The organism is Thermostichus sp. MS-CIW-23 (genome assembly GCF_054059455.1).
In genome coordinates this window covers 67,672-89,425 of the sequence record NZ_JBSSCC010000004.1, presented here as the reverse complement: position 1 = coordinate 89,425, position 21,754 = coordinate 67,672, and the positions used below count along the sequence as shown (strand labels likewise).

Genomic DNA, 21,754 nt, shown 5'->3' with positions numbered 1-21,754 from the left:
CCCAAGTGGTGGGATCCCCCTGGCAGGTAGGGTCAGGGCAGGCTTCGAGATGTCTTTGCGCTCTTGCGAGAGTTGACGTTGCGTTGAGCTTTCTCGGTGTGATCCTGCCCTTAGCCTGCGTGAAGCGTTTTCTCTTTTTTATGCTTTCCTGTGCAACGTTAAGCCTGACGTTTAATCACAGAAAACTTCTCCTGCTCTCGAGTTTGGGTTTATCTGTAGTAAGACCTGTATTCAGATTTTCCCGATGGGTTGACGGTTTCCTGTTCGCCCTGGCGCGGCTTCTCAAGGTGCCGTTGCCCTCTTCGTTTGGTTAGCGGGCAGGGAAGTAGGAAGATTTCCAGATCTGGACAATGGGCAGAGCCGAGGTTGTCTGCATTTCCTTGAGCTCTTACCCGACCTTACCTTTCATTTTTCCGGCCATCTCCTCCAAGGTTGACCATCTTGACAATGGCCACGAGATAGGCCGCCCGGTCTGCTGTCAGGTCTTTTGGATTTCCTAGGTTTGGCCCGCAGCATGGCGGGGAAAGGGATCCGTTTGGCCGTTCCCAACAGACTTCTCTCCATTTTCTCCTACTCAGCTCAATCATTTTCCAACCGAAGAATTCAAGGTTATTGCTGTGGTTTGTGAAGTTTCTCCCAGTTTGCATCGACAGCATCAGTCGAGCGAACCTGCATTGCCCCAAGGCCACCCCTTGGATCCCCTTAGCGCCGAGGAAATGCGGCAGGTGGTGCAGATCCTGCGCCGGCAACGGCCCCTCAGTTCTCAGGGGCGCTTTGTAACCATCCAGCTACAAGAGCCGGAGCGGCCTTGGATGGAAGCGTGGCAGCCGGGGCAGCCGTGGGATCGGCAGGCTTTCGTGGTGCTGTTGGATCCGGCCAGTGGCAACACCTACGAAGCCGTGGTTTCTCTGTCAACACAGCAGGTGCGCTCTTGGCAGCTCGTTCCGGGCGTGCAGCCCCCTCTGCTCGACGATGAGGTGTACGCCTGCGACCGCCTGCTCAAGGAGGATCCCCAATTTTTGGCGGCTCTGCAGCGGCGGGGGATTGCCGATGTGGATTTGGTGATGGTGGACTACTGGACGGTGGGCTACTTCGGGATCCCGGAAGAAGAAGGGCGGCGGCTGGTGCGAGGCTTTTGTTTCCTACGTACTTCCCCTTGCGACAACGGCTATGCCCGCCCCATCGAGGGGCTCTACCCCTGGATTGACCTCAACCGCATGCAAGTTGTCAAGGTGGAGGATCGGGGTCTGTGGCCCTTGCCGCCGGAGTCCGGTAACTTCGACGAGCTGTTTTTCAAAGATTTTCGCCAAGACTTGAAGCCGCTAGAAATCACTCAGCCCCAAGGGGTGAGCTTCCAGGTGGAGGGGCACCACATCCGCTGGCAGAAGTGGGATCTGCGCATCAGCTTTAACCCGCGAGAAGGGCTGGTGTTGCACCAAGTGAGCTATGAGGATCAAGGCCGCCTTCGCCCCATTCTCTATCGGGCTTCGGTAGCCGAGATGGTGGTACCCTACGGGGATCCGCGGGATCCCCACTTCCGCAAAAATGCCTTCGATGTGGGGGAATACGGCATTGGCATGCAGGCCAATTCCCTGCAGCTGGGCTGCGACTGCTTGGGAGAGATCTACTACTTCGATGCCTGGTTGCCCACCAACAGCGGCGAGCCCATGCTTTTGAAAAATGCCGTCTGCATGCACGAGGAGGATTTTGGCATTCTTTGGAAGCACACCGACTGGCGCACGGAACGGGCGCAGGTGCGGCGCTCGCGGCGGTTGGTGCTTTCCTTTTTCACCACCATTGGCAACTACGACTACGGCTTTTTCTGGTACTTCTACCAGGATGGCACGCTGGAGTTTGAAGCCAAGCTCACCGGCATCATCAACACTTGCGCCACGTTGCCGGGGGAAGAGCCGGAGTTCGGCGTCTTGGTGGCACCCCAATTGTCCGGCCTCAACCACCAGCACTTTTTCACCGTTCGCCTGGATATGGCAGTGGATGGGCCGTGCAATTCCCTCTATGAAGTGCATGCAGAACCTCTGCCTCTGGGGCCGGATAACCCTCACGGCAACGCCTTTCGCGCCCGCTCCACCCTGCTCAAAACCGAGCAGGAGGCTAAGCAAACGGTGGATCCCTTGCGGGGCCGCTATTGGAAGATTGTCAACCCCAATCGCCACAACCGCCTGGGACAGCCGGTGGCCTACAAACTGATGCCGGGGGAAAACGTCCAGCTTTTGGCCCACCCCGACTCTTGGCTGTACCGACGGGCGGGCTATCTGGCCCACCACCTCTGGGCCACGCCCTACCATCCCGGCGAGAAGTTCCCAGCAGGGAACTACCCCAACCAACATCCCGGTGGCGAAGGGCTGGTGCAATGGACGCAAGCGAACCGCTCCCTGGAAAACACCCGCCTGGTGCTCTGGTATAGCTTTGGCTGCAATCACTTCCCCCGCACCGAGGACTGGCCAGTGATGCCGGCTAGCTACATCGGCTTTATGCTCAAGCCCCTGGGCTTCTTTGAGTGCAACCCAGCTCTGGATGTGCCTCCTCCCCCGCCGAAGACCAAAGGCTGCTGCAGCTTTATTGACTACCCCCCTGCCTAGAGGGCGAGGATTCTTTCAAGTGCGAACAGCTTGGGCGCGACAGGAGTGAGAGGGGAGGCACTCTTCGCCCACGGGGCTTGAGACCTGGTTTCTGGGTCACCGTAGCAGGTGCCTTCCATTGCTCAGCCCCGGTCTTTGGTGCTGGGCAAAAGCTCTGCTCAGATCTGCTCAGATTGAGAGTTCACAAGCTGCTGCGAATCACAAACGAGTAGTTGCTGCCCGGTTCCAGCAGATAGTCGGATTTTTCCAGAAAGCGGCTCAAGGGCTCGCAAATCAAAGCTCGCCCCACAGAAGGCTCCACTCTGAGTTCCCCGGCCCGAAAGCGCCAGCAAAAGCGCCAAACCCAACCATTGGCATTGACTTCCCCCTCAATGGCACCCTCTTGCCAAGAGCGGCGGGTAATTTGGATGTGGGCAGTGGTCTGAGGCAGTCGGCTCATCCGGCATCTCCCGACGGGATCCCTTGTAGGGTAGCGCGTGGCTCCCTCGCTGCCGCCAGCAGGTCGAGTATGGCGAGTGAGGCAGCAGGAGCTCAACCCGTGGGGAGGGATCCCGTACACAGGGTCAGTTCTTTCGATCTTCTGAGAGCGGCTGCAACAAACCCCCCAGGGTAGGGGGGCTGTTTCCTGAGCTCCTGCTAATAGGAAAAGCTGGCCAGAAGCTAGCGAGCGGCAGTTGCAAGGGTCTTCGAGGATTTTTTCTCTGGCTTTTCAGCCGCAACCTCTGCTAACAAAGCTCGCAGGCTGGGAAAAAGGAAGTGGTTCTCCTCGACATATTGCGCGCCGAACAACCCCTTCTCCGCCCAAAAAAACCGATCAACGGTATGCTCATTTCGCCGCACCAAAATCAGCGCGGGGGGCTGAATAGACTTTTCCTGAATATACTTTCGAGCAGCGGTTACAGACTTCTCTTCACCACTGTCCAGATTAAATTGAGGAATGTGATCTAAAATTTTGCGCCCTTCCAGACGACGGCGACTCTTACGCTTTCTTCTCCTAACCAATGTAAGCCTCCTGTAGAAGGATGACCGAACAACCGCAACCGCAAAGAATATATCAGCGCTGCTTAAGAAAAGCAATAACTTTTACCCATTTTTGTTATCATCTTTTACAAAGGCGATAAAAACAGAAACCACCCCCAACGCCCCCGAAGGGCTAGCTATAGGCGCGCCCTAAAAAATCCAATCAGAAACCCCGCAAAGACCGCCTATAAAAAGGGCCGGCGACTGGGCGCTCGCTAGGTTGACCCTTTATGTTGACCGTTTATATTGATGCTAGGTTGACCGTTGACATTGATGGGAATCCAGTGGCTCTGACGCCTACAAAGAAAGTCAGGTGCCGACGTAGGATATCCTCATCAAGTTTGCCCTCAAGTTTAACATTAACAGAAACGATACTCAACAGAACATATACCTAAACTCAGATTTAAGAGGCTCCTCCTTGGGTTGAGGTGCTGAGTCAATTGCAAGTCTGAAGCTGCTTAACTGCCGAGAAAGAAGGGCACTCCAGTGCCAGGCTACCCTCGAACAGTGCACTATAAGTGTATCAGCTAAGTCTACAACCAACTTCTTGTTTCTACAAGAGATCCCCAGCATGTCCATGCAGCCCTTGCGCGAGTTCATCCTGGGAGCCCTGAAGTGAGGAGTTCTGGTACCGTAGGGATTGGATAGATCCCGCGCCAGGTGACCGGCAAGCTGGAATGGGCTTGATGGGCTGCCAGGACTGCGCTGAACCGATTAGACGGAATTCAGGCATCTTGCTAGCCTTACTTCAGGCTTGGCTGCGCCTCAAGGACTTAAGTCTATTTGGGTTTATCTTGTCTGGGTCTAGGGAGTTTTGGGCATGATGAAATTCGCGTTGCTGATGGGTCTGGGACTCAGCTTGGGATCCCTGCCGGCTTGGGCACAGGGAGCAACCCCGTCGCCTGGCCCTGCTGCAACTGCTTCTCCGACTTCGGGGGGGGCTCCGGCCACAGCAACTCCCAGCCCTGTGGCATCTCCAGCCCTGACCCCAGAGCAAGTCACCGATGCCCAGGTGGAACAGTTGGTGCGGATTCTGTTGGAGTTGGATCCCCTGATCCGGGAAGCGAGCGCCCAACTGCGGGAAACCCAGAACGAGGAGGAGTACGAGCAAATTATGCAGCGCACAGAAACCCAAGCCAGCCGCATTGTCGAGGAGCAAGGGCTGACAGTGCTTCAATACCGCGAATTGATGACCTTGGCGAACGAAAATCCTGTTCTCAACCAGCGGGTTCGGGCCCGCTTGCAAGAAGTTTTGCAGGAAGGGGAAGCTTCCAACTCTCCAAAGCCGGCCACCCCGACGCCTACACCCTAGGCTGAGCTGGCTTGCCTTGGCCAAAGGCAGGGAGAACCTGAGGCAGCCGCAAAGTAAAACAGGTGCGATTGGCCTCGCTGTTGAGGTGAATGCTTCCTTGCAACAGGCTTACCCGCTGCTGCACAAGGGCCAACCCCAACCCTGTCCCCCCTTGCCGCCAGGGATCCACGCTGGGCACCCGATAGAACTTCTCGAATACCCGCTTTTGTTCTTCTGGAGGAATGGTTACGCCGGTGTTGAGGACTTGGATTTCCAGGTGGTCGGGATGGTACATGGCCTGAAGGCTGATCAGGTGCTCAGCAGGGGTGAATTTACATGCATTTTTCAGCAATTCCGCCAGCACCGACTTTAGCACTCCCGGCAGAGTAAAAATGGCAGGCAGTTCTGGAGGGATCCCAAGGCTGAAGCGCTGATGGCGGCTATGGGCCTCCTGAGCAAAGGGCTCCGCGATCTGGGGCAACCACTCTTGCAGCTCCAACCAGCAGGGCCGCTGTGAACCGTTCGCGTTAGCGGGACGGAGTCCCTTGAGCATCTCCAACTGCTGCAGTTCCAGCAGATCCTCGACCAGTCTGATCTCCCGCTCACATTCGTTGTCCAACACCTTCAAGTACTGAGAGATTTTGGCCAGATCCGGGGATCTGGGAGCGCCCTGGGCAGGCAGCAGGACGGAGCTGAGCAGGTGGATGGCCATTTTCATGTTGGAAAGAAGGGTGCGCAGCTCGTGGGACACCGTGCTAAGGAAGTCATTTTTCAGGCGATCCAGCCGCTGCAATTCCTGTACTTGGCGATCCAGTTGGGCGGTGCGGGCCTGTACCTTTTCTTCCAGGGTGCGGCTCAGTTCCTGAACCTGTTGGAACAGTTCCGCCTGCCGAATGGCGATGGAGAGGTGATCGGCCAGGGCCAAGATCAGATCCTGATTGGTGGCCAGCCAACCGGGACGTGCTGTTTTCAGTTGTAGGCACAGGCTGCCCCAAAGGGTGGGGTGGGTCGGGCCAGATTCGGGGTTTTCGCCACCGTAGAGCGGTACCAGCAGCCAACTGCCAGGATAGGCTTTGGCCATGGCAGAGATGTAGACCCAGTCTTTGGCTTGGTCGGCTGCCTCCAGCAACATCACTTTCCCCTGCTTCAGTTGCTGGGCAATGGGGCTTTCGGAATCGGGAATGAGACAGCCCAGGTAGCCATCCTGTTGAGTGCTGTACTCGGAGACAATGCGCCAATGCTGTTGCTGAGGCTGATAGATGCTGATGCTTACCCGATCCGCCTCTAGCAGATGGCCTATCTCGCGGGTGACGGCAGCAAGGATTTGATCCAACTGCAAAGAAGTGGGAATGGCTCGGACGATGCGGTTCAGGGCTTGCTCGCGGGCCGCCTGTTGGCGTAGGTTCAACAAGTTCTGGCGGGCCTTGATCAGGTGTTGGATGCGCTGACGCATTATCGGCCAGTGAATGGGCTTGGTCATGTAGTCGCTGGCTCCGGCAGCAAAGGCTTTGTCTACGGAAGCTTGATCCTCGAGCGAGGTAATCATCAAGCAGGGCAGATTCGCATCCAAAGCCCGCAGGCGGCGGCAACACTCGAACCCATCCGTGCCGGGCATGAGGGCGTCCAGCAGGGCAATTTGAGGCTGAGTTTGACCGAAGAGCAGCAAGGCTTGGTCGCCGTCTTCAGCCTCTGCCACTTGATAGCCTTCATGAACCAACAGGTGGGTCAAGTACCCGCGTATGCATGGGTCGTCATCGGCCAACAGTACTGTCGGCGAAGCATTTGTCAGCAGATGTCCAGGATTGGGGATGGGGGGAGATTGCACAAAATTCACTCCACAGAGTCGGCCATTCGCGACGGCGGTGCGAAGCACCAAGGCTTTCTTTGCACACAAAAGGGATCTCTAATCTGTCTCCAGCTTAATCTTTCACGTTAGCGGTGCGGTTCCCGACGGGGTGCCGTAGGCATAGCACTTTCGCGCCCAGGCCGGGGATCCCTTGAACAGACCTATTTCCGTTAGGATTGACGAGGTGGTGTGAGAAGTTGCCATGACTGTTTCTGAGAACATTTCTGAGGAAATGACCCCACTACCAGATGGTACCTCAAGGCAGCTATCCAGAGTGCAGTCCACAGTGGTGATCGGGGCGGGGCCAGCTGGATTGAGTGCCGCCTACGAGCTGAACAAGCAGGGCTACCCGGTAACGGTTTTGGAAGCGGATCCGGTGCAGGTAGGGGGGCTATCCCGCACTGTAACCTACCAAGGCTATCGCTTTGATATCGGTGGACACCGCTTTTTCTCCAAGTCGGCGGAAATTGAGGCTCTGTGGACGGAGATTTTGGGCTCGGAAATGCAGGTTTGCCGTCGGCTTTCCCACATTTTTTACCGAGGTGTTTTCTTTGATTATCCAATTCGACCTACGGATGTTTTTGCCAAACTGGGGCCAGGGTTTACCACCCTCTGTCTGCTCAGTTACCTAAAGGCGCGCCTCTTTCCCAGGCCCAATCCTGTATCTTTTGAAGATTGGGTCATTAACCAATTTGGGGAACGGCTGTATCGCACTTTTTTTAAGACCTACACCGAGAAAGTGTGGGGGATCCCTTGTCACGAGATCAGCGCCGACTGGGCAGCCCAGCGGATCAAGGGTCTGTCGATGGCTTCTTTGATCCGTAAAACCTTTTTCCCCAACCGAGAGGGGGTGATCAAAACCCTGATCGATCGCTTTCGCTATCCTCGCCTAGGGCCAGGCCAGATGTGGGAGCGCGTTCAAACCTTGCTGGCAGAAGCCGGGCAGCCGGTACAACTGGATCGCAAGGTTACGGCAATCCACTGGAACCGGGCCGGAGTTCAAGCTGTACAAGCCTGTTCTCAAGGGGGAGAGACCTTTTGGGTGACCGGCGAGCAGTTCATTTCCACCATGCCGCTGCGCTCTCTGGTGCGGGCTTTGGTACCTGCAGCACCGGAGCCGGTGCGAGAGGCTGCCGAACAACTGCGGTATCGGGATTTTTTGACGGTGGCTTTGCTGGTGGATGAGCCCAACCTATTTCCAGATCACTGGATCTACATTCACGATCCCTCGGTGCGGGTGGGGCGTATCCAAAACTTCAAGAATTGGAGCGCGGACATGGTTCCGGATCCCTCGGTCACCTGCTTGGGTTTGGAGTATTTTTGCTCAGCGACGGATCCCTTTTGGGGACAAACCGATGGGGATTTGATGGCCTTGGCAACGCTGGAATTGCAGCGGTTGGGCCTGCTGGGGAAGGCAAAGGTTTTGGGCGGCACAGTCATTCGCGCCCCGAAAGCCTACCCGGTTTACAATCACGGCTATCAAGCTCACATCCAGACCATTCGAACCTTTTTGGAAGAAGCACTGCCCAATTTGCAGGTGGCAGGCCGCAACGGCATGCACCGCTACAATAACCAGGATCACGCCATGATGACGGGCCTCTTGGCCGCTCGCAACATTGTGGCAGGGGAACGGCGCTACGATGGGTGGCGGGTCAACCAAGATGCTGAGTATCTGGAAGAGGAGGATTCGACAGCGGCCTTGGCGGGAGGACGGGCCGTGCCCCAGGTGCTGGGTCGCCGGAGTTAGCGGCGGAAGGGATCCTGCTTCGATCCAGCTTCGCCATCCAACACCTCTAGGATGGCCTTGGCAGCGCGAGCCAGAACGCCGGGTTCTCCCAGGGCCGCCCGCATCGCGGCGTAGTCGGCTTGCAGTTGGGCTTTGCGTTCGGGCCGAGTTAGCAACTCCAGCGCCAGTTGGGCAATCTTCTCTGGCTGGGCCTGCTCCTGCAGCAACTCCGGGACAATGGGGCGCATCTGCACCAGGTTGGGCGGAGACATGAAGGGCACCGACACCCTCAGCCAATGGCGGGCGATCCAGAAGGTGAGGGGGTTAAGGCGATAGATCACCACCTGGGGGATCCCTAAGATGGCCGTCTCCAAGTTCACCGTGCCCGACTTGGCCAACACCAAATCAGCCGCTGCCAAGGCGAGGTGATGAGCTTTGTGGGGGGAGAAGAAGGGCAGAGCTTGGGGATCCAAAAGGGTGAGGTTGAGCCCAAGGCGGCGGGCAGCCCGCGCAATCGGGGCAGCAAAACGGGGCGAGGCCAGGGGCACCCAAAACTGTGCCTGAGGCAGGTGAGCTTGCAACAACTGAGCGGCCTTGAGCAAGACAGGCAGAACCGAGCGCAGCTCTTGCCGACGCGAAGCCGGCACCACCACCACCACTGTAGCCTCGGCAGGGATCCCCAACTGGGCTCTGGCTGCAGCACGGCTGGGCACAGCGGCCAAAATATCCAACAGGGGATGGCCCACATACTGGACATGGGCTCCTGCCGCCGCGTAGTAGCGGGCTTCCTCAGGGAAAATTGCCAACATCAGCCGCATCTGCTGGGCCAGTTGGTAGGTGAGGCGGGCGTCCTGCGACCACACCCACTCTTGGGGGGCAATGTAATAGACGGCAGGGATCTGCCGCCGTTGCAGCAGACGGGCAATGCGGCTGTTGACGCCGATGTAGTCCACCAGCACGGCCACATCTGGCGGGTCTTGGGCTAAAAAGCGGCGAATCTTCCACTCCGTCCAGAGGGCGGGGCCGACAAAGGGAAGAGCCTCTAAAATGCCAACAGAGCTGATCTCGGTGGTGCGGTGCAACAGACGGGCCCCCGCAGCAGCCATGCGCTCCCCTCCCACGGCGGTGATGCGCAGCTGAGGGCGTTGGCGCAGCAATTCTTCGATCAGATGGCTGGCCTGCAGATCCCCTGAGACCTCGCCCGTGCAGATGAACAGGTGGCTCACTAGAGCTACGCTCCCGACCCCAATCTTTAGTCATCCAGCTCTGAAGTGCTCTGCACCGGCGGATCTTCCCCCCTCCCGCGCAGGGCCGGCAGAGGGCCACGTCGTTGGGGCTGGGAGAGGGAGTCTTCCAAAAATTGCAGCAGATGTTGCAGGGATCCCGTCTCGTCCACCCACTCTTTCCCCTGTAGGGAAAGGACATGGCGCTCTCCCTCCGCACCGCTGTTACAAACGACACACAGGCTGCTGCGCAGTGTTTGCAGCGCTTTTTCCAAAGGCAACCCTGAGCGGTACAAAAATCGGTAGACCTGCCGCAGCAAGGGCAGGGATCCCTCCATCCCTTGGGCTCGCCGCAGCCCCACCAAGTTCAGACCGCGGATGCGAGCCGGATGTCCTTCCACCAACATGTAGGGGGGAACGTCGCGGTCAACCCGGCTCATCGCCCCCACCATGGCCAAGCGCCCGATGCGGGTGAACTGGTGGATCCCGACCATGCCGCCGATGCGGGCTTGAGACTCGATGTGGATGTGGCCGGCCAAAGAGACAGCATTGGTAATCACCACCTGATTTTCGATGACACAGTTGTGGGCGACATGGGTGTAGGCCATCAGCAGGTTGTAATCTCCGATCAGGGTGGCTTCCCCTTCATTGGTAGCCCGGTTGATGGTGACGAACTCGCGGATGCGATTGCCTCTGCCGATTACCACTTGAGAGGGGGCGCCGCTGTACTTCAGATCCTGAGGCTCGGTGCCCACAACTGCTCCCGGAAAAATGTGGTTGCCCTCGCCGATTTCCGTCCAGCCATCGATCACCACATGGGCCCCCACCACCGTATGGGCAGCAATGCGAACATGCTCGCCGATCACCGCATAGGGGCCAACCTGCACCGTTTCGTGCAGCTCAGCTTTCGGATGGATCACCGCAGTGGGATGAATCCGCTCCCGTGAGCGGTGCGGCGCACTTGCAGAGATGTTGGGAGTGGATCCCGCTGAAGCGAACGAACTCATTTCCGACCTAGCCAGCAACTGTGGTTACGCTCCCAACCCTGCGAAGGATCACCAAGACTTGACTCCAGGGGAGATGAGCCTTAGAGCTACGCCCCACTGTCGCGACAACATGTTTACCGTATCCCGACAGAAAGGCGCAAGCAGCCCCTGAGCCATCTCCCTATGCCAACACTTTATCTCAATTGCGAGAACACCCACACCGGAGCGCCTCCTGGATGGCCGCTGTTGGCCCATCAATCCACCAGGGAGAACATCAGCTCCCCCTCGGTTACCAGTTGCCCTCCCACCTGAGCGCGGCAGAACATCTTGCCAATGCGCCTCTGGCGAATAGTGAGCAAATCGGCGGAGAGCAGCAGCTGATCCCCCGGCAGTACCGGGCGGCGAAAGCGAACGCCATCGATCCCGGCAAACAGGGCCAAACGCCCGGCCACGTCCGGCAACTTGGTCAACACGATCCCCCCTATCTGGGCCATGGCCTCGACGATTAGGACGCCGGGCATGATGGGTCGGTTGGGGAAATGCCCCTGAAAAAAGGGCTCGTTGAAGGTGACGTTTTTCAGGCCCACTGCCCGTTGCCCCGGTTGATACTCCACAACCCGATCCACCAGCAAGAAAGGATAGCGATGGGGCAAGATCTCCAAAATCTGCTCCGTTGTGAAGACGGGGGGAGCGGTTGCCAATTGAGCGGCTGCCTCAGCCGAGAGAAGGGGAGGAGGGGAGACATCAGAGGCCATGGTGAACCCGTGGAGACAGAAGACAAAACTGAAACCCCGGATGGGGAGGAAGCAGGCCAGAACTCAGCCAAAAGAGCACCCAGGGATCTACGGAGAAGAGATCAAGAGATTCCAATAGAGCGGATCCCCTTGAAGAAAAGTGCTCGGCACCGCTGTCGCACCTGAGGATGGCAGGGTTGTGGCTACGCAACCGGATCTCTTTCTCCCCCTTGCTCTTCATGGATCAGCAGGGATCCACTCTTGAGCAACTGCTCGGCCAAACGGTGGTGCAGGGCATGGCCCGCCTTGTAGGCCACAATGTGCCCCTGCAGTCGGCAGCCCAGGAGGCTGAGATCTCCTAGTAAATCTATCAGCTTATGGCGCACCGGCTCATCTGGGTAGCGCAATGGCCCCAACCACTCGGTTTGGCTACAGACAATGGCATTTTCCAGGCTGCCCCCCTGGATTAGCCCCCGTTCCCGGGCCAGCTCCACATCCTGCTGGCGGGCGAAGGTGCGGGCCGGCGCAATGGACTGGACAAAATCCGGCCTGTTCTCCCTCCAGCTCAGCCACTGTTCTCCAATCGGGCAATCGGCAAAATCGATGCCATAGGTAAAGCGGGCTGTAGGATGGGGGAGGGCGCTGACAAAGGCTTCCCCCGCCCAGACAGTGACCGGTTCTTGGATCACCCCCAGCAGGGCTGGCTGATCTTGGGCCTGGATCCCGGCCTGGGCAATGGCCTCTACAAAGGGCAGGGCAGAGCCATCCAGAATCGGCAGCTCCGGCCCCTCCACCTCGATGCGGCAGTTGTCAATGCCCAGGATGTAAAGGGCGGCCAGCAGGTGTTCCACCGTCTGCACTTGAACAGAGGGGGATCCCTGCTGCAACAGGGTGCAGAGATGGGCAGGGGCCAGGGATCCCAACCGAGCCGGGATCTCAGGGGATCCCGGTTGATCCACCCGCACAAAAACCCGACCGCTGCCGGCAGGAGCTGGATGCAGACTGCAGCCAATTGGCAGGCCGGTGTGCAGGCCAACGCCTTCTAGGGCAATAGAGCTGGCTAAGGTGTGTTGCCGGCCTCTCATCGTGCTCCGCAGCGCTAGTGCAAACGCTCTTGGCCCTGGTCGAAAACGCGGTAATACAGCTCCCGATAGCCCACGCGCAGGTTGCTGCTGGCATCTGCCAACTTGGCTTTGTGGCTGCGGGTGCCGTAGGCGCTGAACACCTCGTAGGTATCTCCCTCAAAGAAAAAGGAAGAGACATCGGACACCTCTTCGCCCCCCAGCAACTGCCAGCGCCCCTGGCGAAACTGCAGCCGGTAGTGGGCTTTATCCAAGCTGCCGGAAGGACGGTCGATAATGGCGTCGATGCTGCCCTCGTAGAACGGCTCGGCACCACCATTGGGGATGGATATGTCCACAGGCCACACGTCCACAGCGATATCTCGGTAGCGGCAGTTGGGCCGGTTGCACAGGCGAATCGAGCGCATGACCTCGGCAATGGCTTCCAGCCGCTGCCGCGCCTCGGCCAGAGAAAACCGCTCTGAGTCGCTATCGCGAACGAGCTGGGGCGATACCTGAGCCGGCCCTGCCAGCGATGAAGGGGCAGCCAGCGCCGGGGATCCCCAGCAGCATCCCACCAACACCAGACAAATCAAGCTCAGCCAACAACGGTATGCGGATCCCATGGATGCAATCTATGACAAAATCAAGCTCCTCTTCTCTACTCTAGGCACTCTGGGGGATCCCAACCTGATGCCGATATTACCCCACTCTGGCCCTGAACAACTGGCGCAGGTACGGCTTGTATTGGTGCAGCCGGCTGGGCCGCGCAACCTCGGCGCCATTGCCCGCGTGATGAAAAACATGGGCTTCAGGCAGTGGGTGCTGGTGGATCCCCAATGCGATCCCCTCGATATGGAAGCGATCACCACAGCCGTGCATGGGGCAGACCTGCTCCATCAAGCCCGGAAGGTGCAAACTTTGCCCGAAGCCCTGCAAGGGTGTGTGCAGGTTTTCGGGACAACGGGGCGCAGCCAAACCTACCCACCCGAATGGCAAATTCAGTCTCCTCGCCAAGCCTTCCCTGCCCTGCTGGCCGCCGGCCCTGCTGCCCTTGTGTTTGGCCCCGAAGATCGCGGCTTGAGCAACGAGGAGCTGGCCCTTTGCCATCGCCAGATCCAGATCCCCACCGATGCGACCTATCCCTCTTTAAACTTGGCCCAAGCCGTGGCCATTTGTTGCTATGAGCTGTACACCCTCGTCTGCCAGAGCCCTTCCCCTGCTCCTCCTATGCCCTCGCCTCAAAGGCTTGCCCCCTTCGAGCTGCTGGAGGGATTTTTCGACCACTTAGAAGCGCTGTTGCTGCAAATTGGCTACCTGCACCCCCACACAGCCCGCCGCAAAATGCTCAAGTTTCGCGCCCTCTTCCAGCGAGCCGGCCTGACCGTAGCCGAGGTGGCCTTGTTGCGCGGGATCCTGCGGCAACTGCAATGGAGCCAGGGATGCTCTCGTCAGGAACCTCTGGAAGCAAATGCAGCTCCCGTCCCGCCGACGCAACCAGATTCCAGCAGGACCCCATCTTGACCCCAAGGCTGGGCCTCCAGCCCCGCCCTACCGCTACCGGAAGCAAGCTAGAAGGGCGGCTTCCTGCTTTCAGGCGGCGCGGAGCGCTTGTCAAGAATCTTGAGGCTTTGGCCGTGGGAGAATATCGGAGAATATCAATGCTAGAGCTTAAGGGTGGCGCGGGGATCGTAGGATTGAACCCGCTGCAGCCTTTCGTAAAGTTCTCGCTCTTCTTCGGAGATCTGGGTGGGCAAATGGATCTGCACCACCACGTAAAAATCCCCCCGTTCTCCGTTGCCTTTGGGAAATCCCCTTTCCGCCAGCCGCAACTTTCGCCCCGGCTGCATGCCAGGTGGGATCCGCAGCTTCACCACCCCCTCCAAGGTGGGCACCTCCACCTGGGCGCCCAAAACCGCTTCGCTGGGGCTGATGGGCAGATCGCAGTAAACGTCGAATCCCTCTAGGCGATAGAAGGGGTGGTCTTTCAGCTCAATTTTAAGGTACAGATCACCGGCACCGCCGTTGGGGTTGGGGTGGCCTTGGCCGCGCAGGCGAATCCGCTTCCCTGGCGTAATTCCCGGCGGGATGTTTACCTCGAGCACGCGATCCCCGCCCACCCGCAGGCGACGCTTGCCCCCCTCAAAAGCTTCTGGAATGCTGATTTGGATGGTGGCCTCAGCATCGTAACTGGTGTTGCCGGTGGATCCCGAAAATCCGCTGCTGCGGTCTGTGGTTTGGCTGCGCACCCGGCCCAGCAGTTGATCGATGAAGTCTTGAAAATCATCAAATTGGCTGAAATCGACGCCACTCCCCCCAAATCCGCTCCCCCCAAAGTCTTGGCTGAAGGGGCTGCTGCTGTAGGTGTAGGCATCGCGGCTGGAGCGAAACCCGCCCTGCTGATAGTATTGGCCAAATTGGTCGTATTGCCTGCGTTTGCCGGGATCCGAGAGAACTTCGTAGGCTTCGTTAATGTCTTTGAATTTCTCTTCAGCCGCTTTGTCGTTGGGGTTGACATCTGGGTGATACTTGCGGGCTAGGCGCCGATAGGCTTGTTTCACCTCATCGGCAGTGGCCGTTTTGCTGACCCCCAAAATCTTGTAGTAGTCCTTAAAGTTTTGCATGGAGGCGTCCGCAGGCAAATCGCTGAGAGTGGGCAGAAAACCACGAGGCTAGGCGTCCCCGGCAAGGGCTCCTTCCCTCCGACCTACTGAAGAAAATGAGGAGGCGGGCTAGACGCCATCGCCCATCCCGTCCCTCCTCATTATCGGCGCTACAACTAAGGGCGGGATCCGCCCTGGGCCCGCGGCCCACGGAGGGATCCCTGAGCAGTCACTTGCTCTCGGTGAAGTCGGCATCGATCACATCATCGCTGCCGCCGGAGGTTTTCCCTGAGCCGGGAGTGGGGCCAGAGGAGGCCCCCGGCTGTTGATACAGCTCGCTGCTCATGGCGTAGAGAGCCTCTTGCAGCTCCCGCTCTTTGCTCTGGATGGCGCTGTCGTCCTCCCGCTGGATGGCCTCCCGCAGTTCTCGCACCAGAGTCTCGATTTGGCTGCGTTTGCTGGAGGAGATCTTGTCGCCCAACTCCTTCAACTGCCGCTCGGCCTGGTAGGCCAGAGAATCAGCCTTGTTGCGGCGCTCAATTTTCTCCCGGCGGGCCCGGTCTTCGGCAGCGTATTTTTCTGCCTCAGCAATCATGCGCTCCACCTCTTTGCTATCCAAAGTAGAGGCGCCGGTGATGGAGATGCTCTGCTCTTTGCCGCTGCCTTTGTCTTTGGCCGTCACCTTGAGGATGCCGTTGGCGTCGATGTCGAAGGTGACCTCGATCTGGGGCACACCGCGGGGGGCCGGCGGGATCCCGTCCAGCTTGAAGCGGCCCAGAGATTTGTTGTCGCGGGCCAGCTCCCGCTCCCCTTGCACCACGTGGATTTCCACAGAGGTCTGCCCATCTTCGGCAGTGGAGAAGATCTCCGACTTGCGGGTGGGGATGGTGGTGTTGCGCGGGATGAGCTTGGTGGCCACGCCGCCCAGGGTTTCCACCCCCAAGGACAAGGGGGTGACATCCAGCAGCAGCACGTCTTTGACTTCGCCCGCCAGCACACCCGCTTGGATGGCCGCCCCAACCGCCACCACCTCATCGGGGTTGACACTTTGGTTGGGTTCTTTGCCCAGCAGCTCCCTCACCAGCCGCTGCACCGCCGGAATGCGGGTGGATCCCCCCACCAGCACCACTTCGTTGATGTCGGCTTTGGTGAGCTTGGCATCCCGCAGGGCTTGTTCCACCGGCCCCTTGCAGCGCTCCAGCAGGTCGGCACAGAGGTGTTCAAATTGAGCGCGGGAGAGCTTCAGCTCCAGGTGTTTGGGCCCATCGGCAGTGGCAGTGATGAAGGGCAGGTTGATGGTGGTTTCGGAAACGCTGGACAGCTCGATCTTGGCTTTTTCCGCAGCTTCCGTTAGCCGTTGCAGCGCCTGCCGGTCTTGCCGCAGGTCGATCCCTTCCATTTGCTTAAACTGCTCGGCCATCCAATCGACGATCTTCTTGTCGAAGTCATCGCCGCCCAACTGCGTATCGCCGCTGGTGGATTTCACCTCGAAAACACCATCCCCCACTTCCAGGATGGACACGTCGAAGGTGCCGCCGCCCAGGTCGAAGACGAGGATGGTCTCGTTGTTGCGCTTGTCCAAGCCGTAGGCCAAAGAGGCTGCTGTCGGCTCGTTGATGATGCGCAGCACTTCCAAACCGGCAATGCGGCCCGCATCTTTGGTGGCCTGCCGCTGCGAGTCATTAAAGTAAGCAGGAACCGTGATCACCGCTTGGGTGACCGGCTGGCCCAGGTAGCGGCTGGCATCATCCGCTAGCTTGCGCAGCACCATGGCCGAAATCTCTTCCGGCGCAAATTCCTTGTTCAGGCGGGGGGCGTATAACTTGACATTGCCCCGCTCATCCCGCCGTACCTGGTAGGAGACCCGCTTGGAGTCGGCATTCAGCTCATCGTACCTACGACCGATGAACCGCTTAACCGAGTAAAACGTGTTTTCCGGGTTGAGCACCGCTTGGCGGCGTGCCATCTGGCCCACCAGGCGCTCTCCATCTTTGGTGAAGGCAACCACCGAGGGCGTGGTGCGAGTACCCTCAGCATTGGCGATGACGGTGGGGACACCCCCCTCCATTACGGCGACAACCGAGTTGGTTGTGCCCAGGTCAATTCCTACAACTTTTCCCATCGGCTCCTTATTCTCCTCTTCTTGAGTACATTGCTTCGGTTACCGCCGCCAGCCTGTGTGAAGTAGCTTGGGCAGCCAATCTGTGAAAATCCGGCAGATGCTTGGTCACTTCCTGGGTCGATCCTAACCAGCTGGTTGGCGAGGCCAGGGCGAGAATGCCGCCCATTTCTCGGGGCTGAAGGGCAGACCGGTTACGGATCTCCGTACCTGCAGCAGCCTTGCTTTCGGTGCCGCTTGGGGTATGGCCTGGGTTGGCAGCTATTGGCAACTCTTGGGGGACTGCTGCCAGGCTAGCTCTGGATAAGCTGCAGCGCCTCCAGGCCGCGGTTCACAACGGTTGCGGCCAGGGGCAGGTAGCCCATCTCCTCGGCCAGGGCTTGTCCTTCGGTAAGGGCCCAGCGGAGCACAGCTTGCAGGGCGGCGGCCATGGCGGGATCCGAGTACCGGCGGTAGGTCAGGATCCAGGTGTAGGTGACGATGGGATACGCTCCAGGGCCAGCGGGATCCGGCACAAAAGCCCGCAGGTTTTCCGGCAGCTCAATTTCGCTCAAGGCCAGGGCCGAGGCTTCCGGGGAGGGGAGAATGAACTCGCCGCGGCGGTTCTCCAGAGCTGCCACCGACAGATCCAGCTCGCGGGCATAGACCGACTCCACGTAGCCGATCACCCCTTCGCTGAGAAGCATTTGGGCGCTCATGCCCTCGTTGCCTTTCACCCCAATGCCCACCGGCCACTCCAGCGACATGCCAGCACCGACTTCCGAGGCCCAAGCCGGATCGATGGCCGCCAGGTGGCGGGTAAAGGTATCGGTGGTGCCGCTGCCATCGGAGCGGTAGCAGACGGTGATGGGCAGATCGGGAATGGTTAGCTCCGGGTTCAGGGCCAGGATCTCCGGATCCCGCCACTGGTCGATTTGGCCGCGAAAGATCTTCACCAAAACGGGTCGAGACAGCTTGAGTCCAGAAGGGATCCCCGGCAGGTTGTAACCCACGGCAATGCTGCCTGCGGTCATCGGGATCATGACCACACCCCGCTTCACCTCGGCGATCTCGGCATCGGTCATGGCCACATCACTGGCGGCAAAGTCCACTGTCTGGTCAATAAATTGCCGGATCCCAGCGGCGCTGCCCACCGGTTGGAAATTGATCTCCACCTTGGGATCCACCTGGCGGTAATCGGAAAACCAGCGCAAATAAAGAGGAGCCGGAAAGGTGGCCCCGGCTCCGTTGATCAGCAAAATTTTGTCGGCGGGCTGGCTGCGGGAGGCAGGAACGGGATCCCTGCCGCTGGGTTGGTCAGAACGGGATCCCCTTTGGCAGGCGCTCAAGGTAGCGCCGGTGGCCAATAAAGAAAGCAACACTTCTCGGCGACGGAAGCGGGGCAGTTGAGCCATGGTTCAGGTTCTCCGAGGTCACCGCCCCGATCCTTGTCTTGCCTGCGGGGCCCTGTCAAGGGTTGCCGGCGAGAGCTCTTGGGATCCCGTGCGTGGCCCACTTTCCCCAGGTGGCTGTCTTTTCCCTCTGCGCCATCCCCGTATTCCTCGCTACGCTTCCCAGCAAAACTCAGGATCCAACCCAAGTCCAGAAAGGAAAGACAGAAAATGGAGAATTCAAGAGAAAAACAAAGAAAAACAGCGCAAACAAGAGATTGAGCGAGCTGAGTTCTGCGGCAGTTGCACAGAGATCCTCAAGCCAAAGCCTTGTCTGGCAAGGCTTAGCGGTTTTTGGGCCTGAGTCCCCCCGCACCAGAAAAATCTTGACATATTCTGGAATATGGCAATATATTGTGGATTCTGTGCAGAAATCCTGCGCTGTTCACATCTCGGTATCTGGGGGACTACTATGCCGACTTTGACTCGTTCTCCCTGGACACTGCGAGACAGCGAAAAGCTCTATCGCATCTCAGGTTGGGGGGATCCCTACTTCCGTATCAACGCCGCCGGTCATGTGGAGGTGACCCCACAGGGCTTACAGCAGCAGGAACCGGGCATTGACCTGTACCACTTGGTGATGGATCTGGTGGCGCGGGGCCTGCAGTTGCCCCTCTTGATTCGCTTTCCCGAGATCGTGGCCGACCGCATGCGGCGGATTTGCGAGAGCTTTCAGCAGGCCATCCAGCGCTTTGGCTACCCCAACGTGTATCGAGGGGTCTATCCCGTCAAGGTGAACCAGCAGCGCCACCTGGTAGAAGAAGTGGTGAAACACGGTCGTGCCTACCACTTTGGCCTGGAGGCGGGATCCAAGCCGGAGCTGTTGATTGCCCTGGCTCTGCTGGATACTCCTGGGGCTTTGTTGATCTGCAACGGCTACAAAGACCGCGACTTTATGGAGACGGCCCTCTTGGCCCAGCGGCTGGGGCGCACCCCGATCATCGTTTTGGAGCGGCTGCAAGAGCTGGAGCTGGTGCTGGAGGCTGCCGACCAACTGGGCATCGACCCCATCTTGGGGGTGCGGGCCAAACTCTCCGCCCAGGGCAGTGGACGCTGGGGCACCTCGGCTGGGGATCGGGCTAAGTTCGGCCTGACGGCCACCGAGATTTTGCAAGTGGTGGAACGGCTGCGGGAAGCGGGCAAGCTGCATTGTCTGCGCCTGTTGCACTACCACATCGGCTCCCAGATCTCGATGGTGAGCGTGCATGGACGAGCCGTGCGGGAAGCCAGCCAAATCTACATCGAACTCACCAAGCTGGGGGCACCCATGGGCTACCTGGATATCGGCGGCGGCTTGGGGGTTGATTACGACGGATCCCAGTCCCCCAATCCTTTTTCCCAGAGCTACAGCATGGAGGACTACGCCGCCACCGTGGTGCAGACCGTGCTCACCGCCCTGGAACCCCACGGGATCCAGCCGCCGGTACTGGTGACCGAAAGCGGACGCGCCCTCATGTCCCACCAGTCGGTGCTGGTGTTTGACGTGCAAGATGTCAACGCTGCCAGCCCCTACCCCATGCCCACCCAGCTCACTTCCGATGCGGAGGTGATCCAGAAGCTAAACCAGCTTTACTACCAAATCCAGCCCGATACTCTGGTGGTCAACTATCGCCGTTGTCAGGAGCTGAAGGAGGCCGCCCTGCGCCAGTTCATTGAGGGATCCCTCAGCTTGCAGGAGCGAGCTGAAGTGGAGCGGCTGTTCTGGAACTGCTCCGACAAGATCTGCACCTTGGCCTACGAGCAGCACCAAGCGGGGCATCCGGTGGCGGTGGATCTCTTGGATCTGGACGAAATGTTGGCCAGCATCTACTACGGCAATTTCTCTCTATTCCAATCCCTGCCGGATAGCTGGGCCATCGACCAGGTCTTCCCCATCATGCCCATCCACCGTCTGGATGAGGAGCCACGCCAATGGGCCACCCTGGCCGATCTCACCTGCGACAGCGACGGCAAGATCAACCGCTTCTTCGGCGAAGATGGGCAGATCACCTCGGTCTTGCCGCTGCACGACCCCAACGGACATCCCTACCTGCTGGGGGTGTTTCTGGGGGGCGCTTACCAGGAGATTCTCGGAGATCTGCACAACCTGTTTGGCGATACCAACGCGGTGCATATCCGCTCCCGCCCCGGCGGCTACCACGTTTCCCAAGTCATCAAGGGGGACACCATCGGCGAGGTGCTGAGCTGGGTGCAGTACAACAGCGAAGATCTGGTGGAGACCCTCCACCAAGCCACCGAGACCGCCCTGCAGCGAGGGCAGATCACGCTGGATCAAGCCCGCGCCTTGCAGCAGCACTTTGAAGACAATCTGCGGGCCTACACCTACTTGCACTGAAGGTGGTGTTCCTCGAAAAAATCCCTAAAACCAAACAGGGATCCCGGCCTAAAACCGGGATCCTTTTTGCTTCCAGATCAAACCAAATCAAAACCAGATCAAAAATTTGTCGATCACAGACGCACCGGACTGTCCAAAGCCAAGTTAATCGTTTGGTTAGGGCGCAACACCACGACTTGAGGTGCCGTGATATTGCCCACCGCTACTCCGGCTCCGGCTCCGCCAATAACCCCTAAAGCAGAAACGCCTCCTGTGAGCAAGCCCAGCACCGTACCCCCCACAGCACCAATGGCTGCATCTTGAGCAATCGCTTCGGCAGAATAGTGGCGCGGGTCTTTCTCAGTGTGGATCAAATCAGTGGATCAAATCAGAAGACATCTGTACCGAGTAAAGTCGCCCATTGGCAATCAAAGCCGTGCCGAAGAACCTGGCCCCTCCCTGAGTCGGTTGCAAGCTGCCTCGCACCTCGCTGCCTGCTGGAATCGCCAATTGGCCGCTGCCGTTGTAGATGTCCTGGGCTACCCGCAGGGTAAGTGGGTGGGTGCTGTTGGGACTGAAGTACTGGGGCTCTTCTCCCTTGAAGCTCTGGACGGGAATGATGGTGCCCGGCTGCAGTTGGCGCACTCCCAAATCAAACAAGTGCTGGGCAGAAGCAGATGGCATTGTCAACAGACCCATGCTGGGGATGGCTAAGCCAATCATCGCTGCCGAAAGAACACGAATGCTCATAAAAATTCTCCTTCTCCAGTAAATGTTCAATCCAGTAAATGTTCAATCAAG

At 58.7% G+C, this 21,754-nt stretch carries 18 protein-coding genes; 5 read left to right on the top strand and 13 right to left on the bottom strand.

All coding sequences use genetic code 11. From position 1 onward, the window contains the following. Positions 1 to 617 precede the first annotated feature (617 nt). Positions 618 to 2,600 (top strand): primary-amine oxidase, encoded by a 1,983-nt coding sequence (locus ACVW0B_RS02755; protein WP_457490889.1) that lies wholly within the window; start codon positions 618 to 620, stop codon positions 2,598 to 2,600. Positions 2,601 to 2,781: 181 nt separating this feature from the next. Here ACVW0B_RS02755 and ACVW0B_RS02750 read toward each other — a convergent pair whose 3' ends face one another. Then, complete coding sequence (locus tag ACVW0B_RS02750) at positions 2,782 to 3,039, bottom strand: DUF3146 family protein (RefSeq protein WP_414329773.1); 258 nt, start codon at positions 3,037 to 3,039, stop codon at positions 2,782 to 2,784. A gap of 221 nt (positions 3,040 to 3,260) precedes the next feature. Further along, positions 3,261 to 3,602, bottom strand: a complete 342-nt coding sequence (locus ACVW0B_RS02745) for a DUF3155 domain-containing protein (protein ID WP_049749658.1) — start codon at positions 3,600 to 3,602, stop codon at positions 3,261 to 3,263. A gap of 838 nt (positions 3,603 to 4,440) precedes the next feature. Here ACVW0B_RS02745 and ACVW0B_RS02740 point away from each other — a divergent pair. Next, a complete protein-coding gene (locus ACVW0B_RS02740) occupies positions 4,441 to 4,932 on the top strand; it encodes a DUF4168 domain-containing protein (protein WP_414329775.1) in 492 nt (163 codons plus the stop codon). On the opposite strand, the gene ACVW0B_RS02735 is transcribed toward ACVW0B_RS02740, so the two are convergent. Continuing rightward, the gene (locus tag ACVW0B_RS02735; protein WP_457490906.1) at positions 4,922 to 6,784 is read right to left on the bottom strand and encodes a response regulator; all 1,863 of its coding nucleotides are present in this window, start codon (positions 6,782 to 6,784) and stop codon (positions 4,922 to 4,924) included. The genes ACVW0B_RS02740 and ACVW0B_RS02735 overlap by 11 nt on opposite strands. Positions 6,785 to 7,031: 247 nt before the next feature. On the opposite strand from ACVW0B_RS02735, the gene ACVW0B_RS02730 reads away from it, so the two are divergent. Then, entirely contained in the window at positions 7,032 to 8,504 is a 1,473-nt protein-coding gene (locus tag ACVW0B_RS02730) for an NAD(P)/FAD-dependent oxidoreductase (RefSeq protein WP_414341657.1), read from the top strand. Here the strand turns inward: ACVW0B_RS02730 and lpxB are convergent. From lpxB to ACVW0B_RS02705, 5 genes are all read right to left on the bottom strand, one after another. Then, the gene (lpxB, locus tag ACVW0B_RS02725; RefSeq protein ID WP_457490888.1) at positions 8,501 to 9,709 is read right to left on the bottom strand and encodes a lipid-A-disaccharide synthase; all 1,209 of its coding nucleotides are present in this window, start codon (positions 9,707 to 9,709) and stop codon (positions 8,501 to 8,503) included. The genes ACVW0B_RS02730 and lpxB overlap by 4 nt on opposite strands. A gap of 26 nt (positions 9,710 to 9,735) precedes the next feature. Next, positions 9,736 to 10,713 (bottom strand): acyl-ACP--UDP-N-acetylglucosamine O-acyltransferase, encoded by a 978-nt coding sequence (lpxA, locus tag ACVW0B_RS02720; protein WP_414382304.1) that lies wholly within the window; start codon positions 10,711 to 10,713, stop codon positions 9,736 to 9,738. Between the two features lie 233 nt (positions 10,714 to 10,946). Beyond that, positions 10,947 to 11,447: a 3-hydroxyacyl-ACP dehydratase FabZ gene (gene fabZ / locus ACVW0B_RS02715; RefSeq protein WP_414382324.1), complete on the bottom strand. Its 501-nt coding sequence runs from the start codon at positions 11,445 to 11,447 to the stop codon at positions 10,947 to 10,949. Between the two features lie 182 nt (positions 11,448 to 11,629). Next, complete coding sequence (gene lpxC, locus ACVW0B_RS02710; protein ID WP_457403693.1) at positions 11,630 to 12,511, bottom strand: UDP-3-O-acyl-N-acetylglucosamine deacetylase; 882 nt, start codon at positions 12,509 to 12,511, stop codon at positions 11,630 to 11,632. A 14-nt stretch (positions 12,512 to 12,525) separates the two neighbouring features. Beyond that, positions 12,526 to 13,113: a hypothetical protein gene (locus tag ACVW0B_RS02705; RefSeq protein WP_414329482.1), complete on the bottom strand. Its 588-nt coding sequence runs from the start codon at positions 13,111 to 13,113 to the stop codon at positions 12,526 to 12,528. A gap of 67 nt (positions 13,114 to 13,180) precedes the next feature. Between ACVW0B_RS02705 and ACVW0B_RS02700 the strand changes: the two genes are divergently transcribed. Then, positions 13,181 to 14,011 carry an RNA methyltransferase gene (locus ACVW0B_RS02700; RefSeq protein WP_414349957.1) on the top strand — a complete coding sequence of 277 codons (831 nt, stop codon included), beginning with the start codon at positions 13,181 to 13,183 and terminating at the stop codon, positions 14,009 to 14,011. Positions 14,012 to 14,151: 140 nt separating this feature from the next. On the opposite strand, the gene ACVW0B_RS02695 is transcribed toward ACVW0B_RS02700, so the two are convergent. From ACVW0B_RS02695 to pstS, 3 genes are all read right to left on the bottom strand, one after another. Beyond that, positions 14,152 to 15,111, bottom strand: coding sequence for a DnaJ C-terminal domain-containing protein (locus tag ACVW0B_RS02695; RefSeq protein ID WP_457490887.1), 960 nt, complete (start codon positions 15,109 to 15,111; stop codon positions 14,152 to 14,154). Between the two features lie 208 nt (positions 15,112 to 15,319). Next, entirely contained in the window at positions 15,320 to 17,212 is a 1,893-nt protein-coding gene (dnaK, locus tag ACVW0B_RS02690) for a molecular chaperone DnaK (RefSeq protein WP_414329477.1), read from the bottom strand. Positions 17,213 to 17,502: 290 nt separating this feature from the next. Continuing rightward, positions 17,503 to 18,603 (bottom strand): phosphate ABC transporter substrate-binding protein PstS, encoded by a 1,101-nt coding sequence (pstS, locus tag ACVW0B_RS02685; RefSeq protein ID WP_457490886.1) that lies wholly within the window; start codon positions 18,601 to 18,603, stop codon positions 17,503 to 17,505. 448 nt (positions 18,604 to 19,051) lie between these two features. On the opposite strand from pstS, the gene speA reads away from it, so the two are divergent. Next, entirely contained in the window at positions 19,052 to 20,974 is a 1,923-nt protein-coding gene (gene speA / locus ACVW0B_RS02680) for a biosynthetic arginine decarboxylase (RefSeq protein WP_457490885.1), read from the top strand. Positions 20,975 to 21,087: 113 nt separating this feature from the next. On the opposite strand, the gene ACVW0B_RS02675 is transcribed toward speA, so the two are convergent. After that, positions 21,088 to 21,327, bottom strand: coding sequence for a hypothetical protein (locus tag ACVW0B_RS02675; protein WP_414329398.1), 240 nt, complete (start codon positions 21,325 to 21,327; stop codon positions 21,088 to 21,090). Position 21,328: 1 nt separating this feature from the next. Then, a complete protein-coding gene (locus ACVW0B_RS02670) occupies positions 21,329 to 21,703 on the bottom strand; it encodes a hypothetical protein (RefSeq protein WP_414522357.1) in 375 nt (124 codons plus the stop codon). Positions 21,704 to 21,754: the final 51 nt, after the last annotated feature.

What these genes read in the sequence shown, in the direction of transcription:
- ACVW0B_RS02750 (WP_414329773.1), bottom strand. Translation starts at nt 3,039, where the DNA reads ATGAGCCGACTGCCTCAGACCACTGCCCACATCCAAATTACCCGCCGC.
- ACVW0B_RS02740 (WP_414329775.1), top strand. Translation starts at nt 4,441, where the DNA reads ATGATGAAATTCGCGTTGCTGATGGGTCTGGGACTCAGCTTGGGATCC.
- lpxA (WP_414382304.1), bottom strand. Translation starts at nt 10,713, where the DNA reads ATGAGTTCGTTCGCTTCAGCGGGATCCACTCCCAACATCTCTGCAAGT.
- fabZ (WP_414382324.1), bottom strand. Translation starts at nt 11,447, where the DNA reads ATGGCCTCTGATGTCTCCCCTCCTCCCCTTCTCTCGGCTGAGGCAGCC.
- lpxC (WP_457403693.1), bottom strand. Translation starts at nt 12,511, where the DNA reads ATGAGAGGCCGGCAACACACCTTAGCCAGCTCTATTGCCCTAGAAGGC.
- ACVW0B_RS02705 (WP_414329482.1), bottom strand. Translation starts at nt 13,113, where the DNA reads ATGGGATCCGCATACCGTTGTTGGCTGAGCTTGATTTGTCTGGTGTTG.
- ACVW0B_RS02700 (WP_414349957.1), top strand. Translation starts at nt 13,181, where the DNA reads ATGCCGATATTACCCCACTCTGGCCCTGAACAACTGGCGCAGGTACGG.
- ACVW0B_RS02695 (WP_457490887.1), bottom strand. Translation starts at nt 15,111, where the DNA reads ATGCAAAACTTTAAGGACTACTACAAGATTTTGGGGGTCAGCAAAACG.
- dnaK (WP_414329477.1), bottom strand. Translation starts at nt 17,212, where the DNA reads ATGGGAAAAGTTGTAGGAATTGACCTGGGCACAACCAACTCGGTTGTC.
- pstS (WP_457490886.1), bottom strand. Translation starts at nt 18,603, where the DNA reads ATGGCTCAACTGCCCCGCTTCCGTCGCCGAGAAGTGTTGCTTTCTTTA.
- speA (WP_457490885.1), top strand. Translation starts at nt 19,052, where the DNA reads ATGCCGACTTTGACTCGTTCTCCCTGGACACTGCGAGACAGCGAAAAG.
- ACVW0B_RS02670 (WP_414522357.1), bottom strand. Translation starts at nt 21,703, where the DNA reads ATGAGCATTCGTGTTCTTTCGGCAGCGATGATTGGCTTAGCCATCCCC.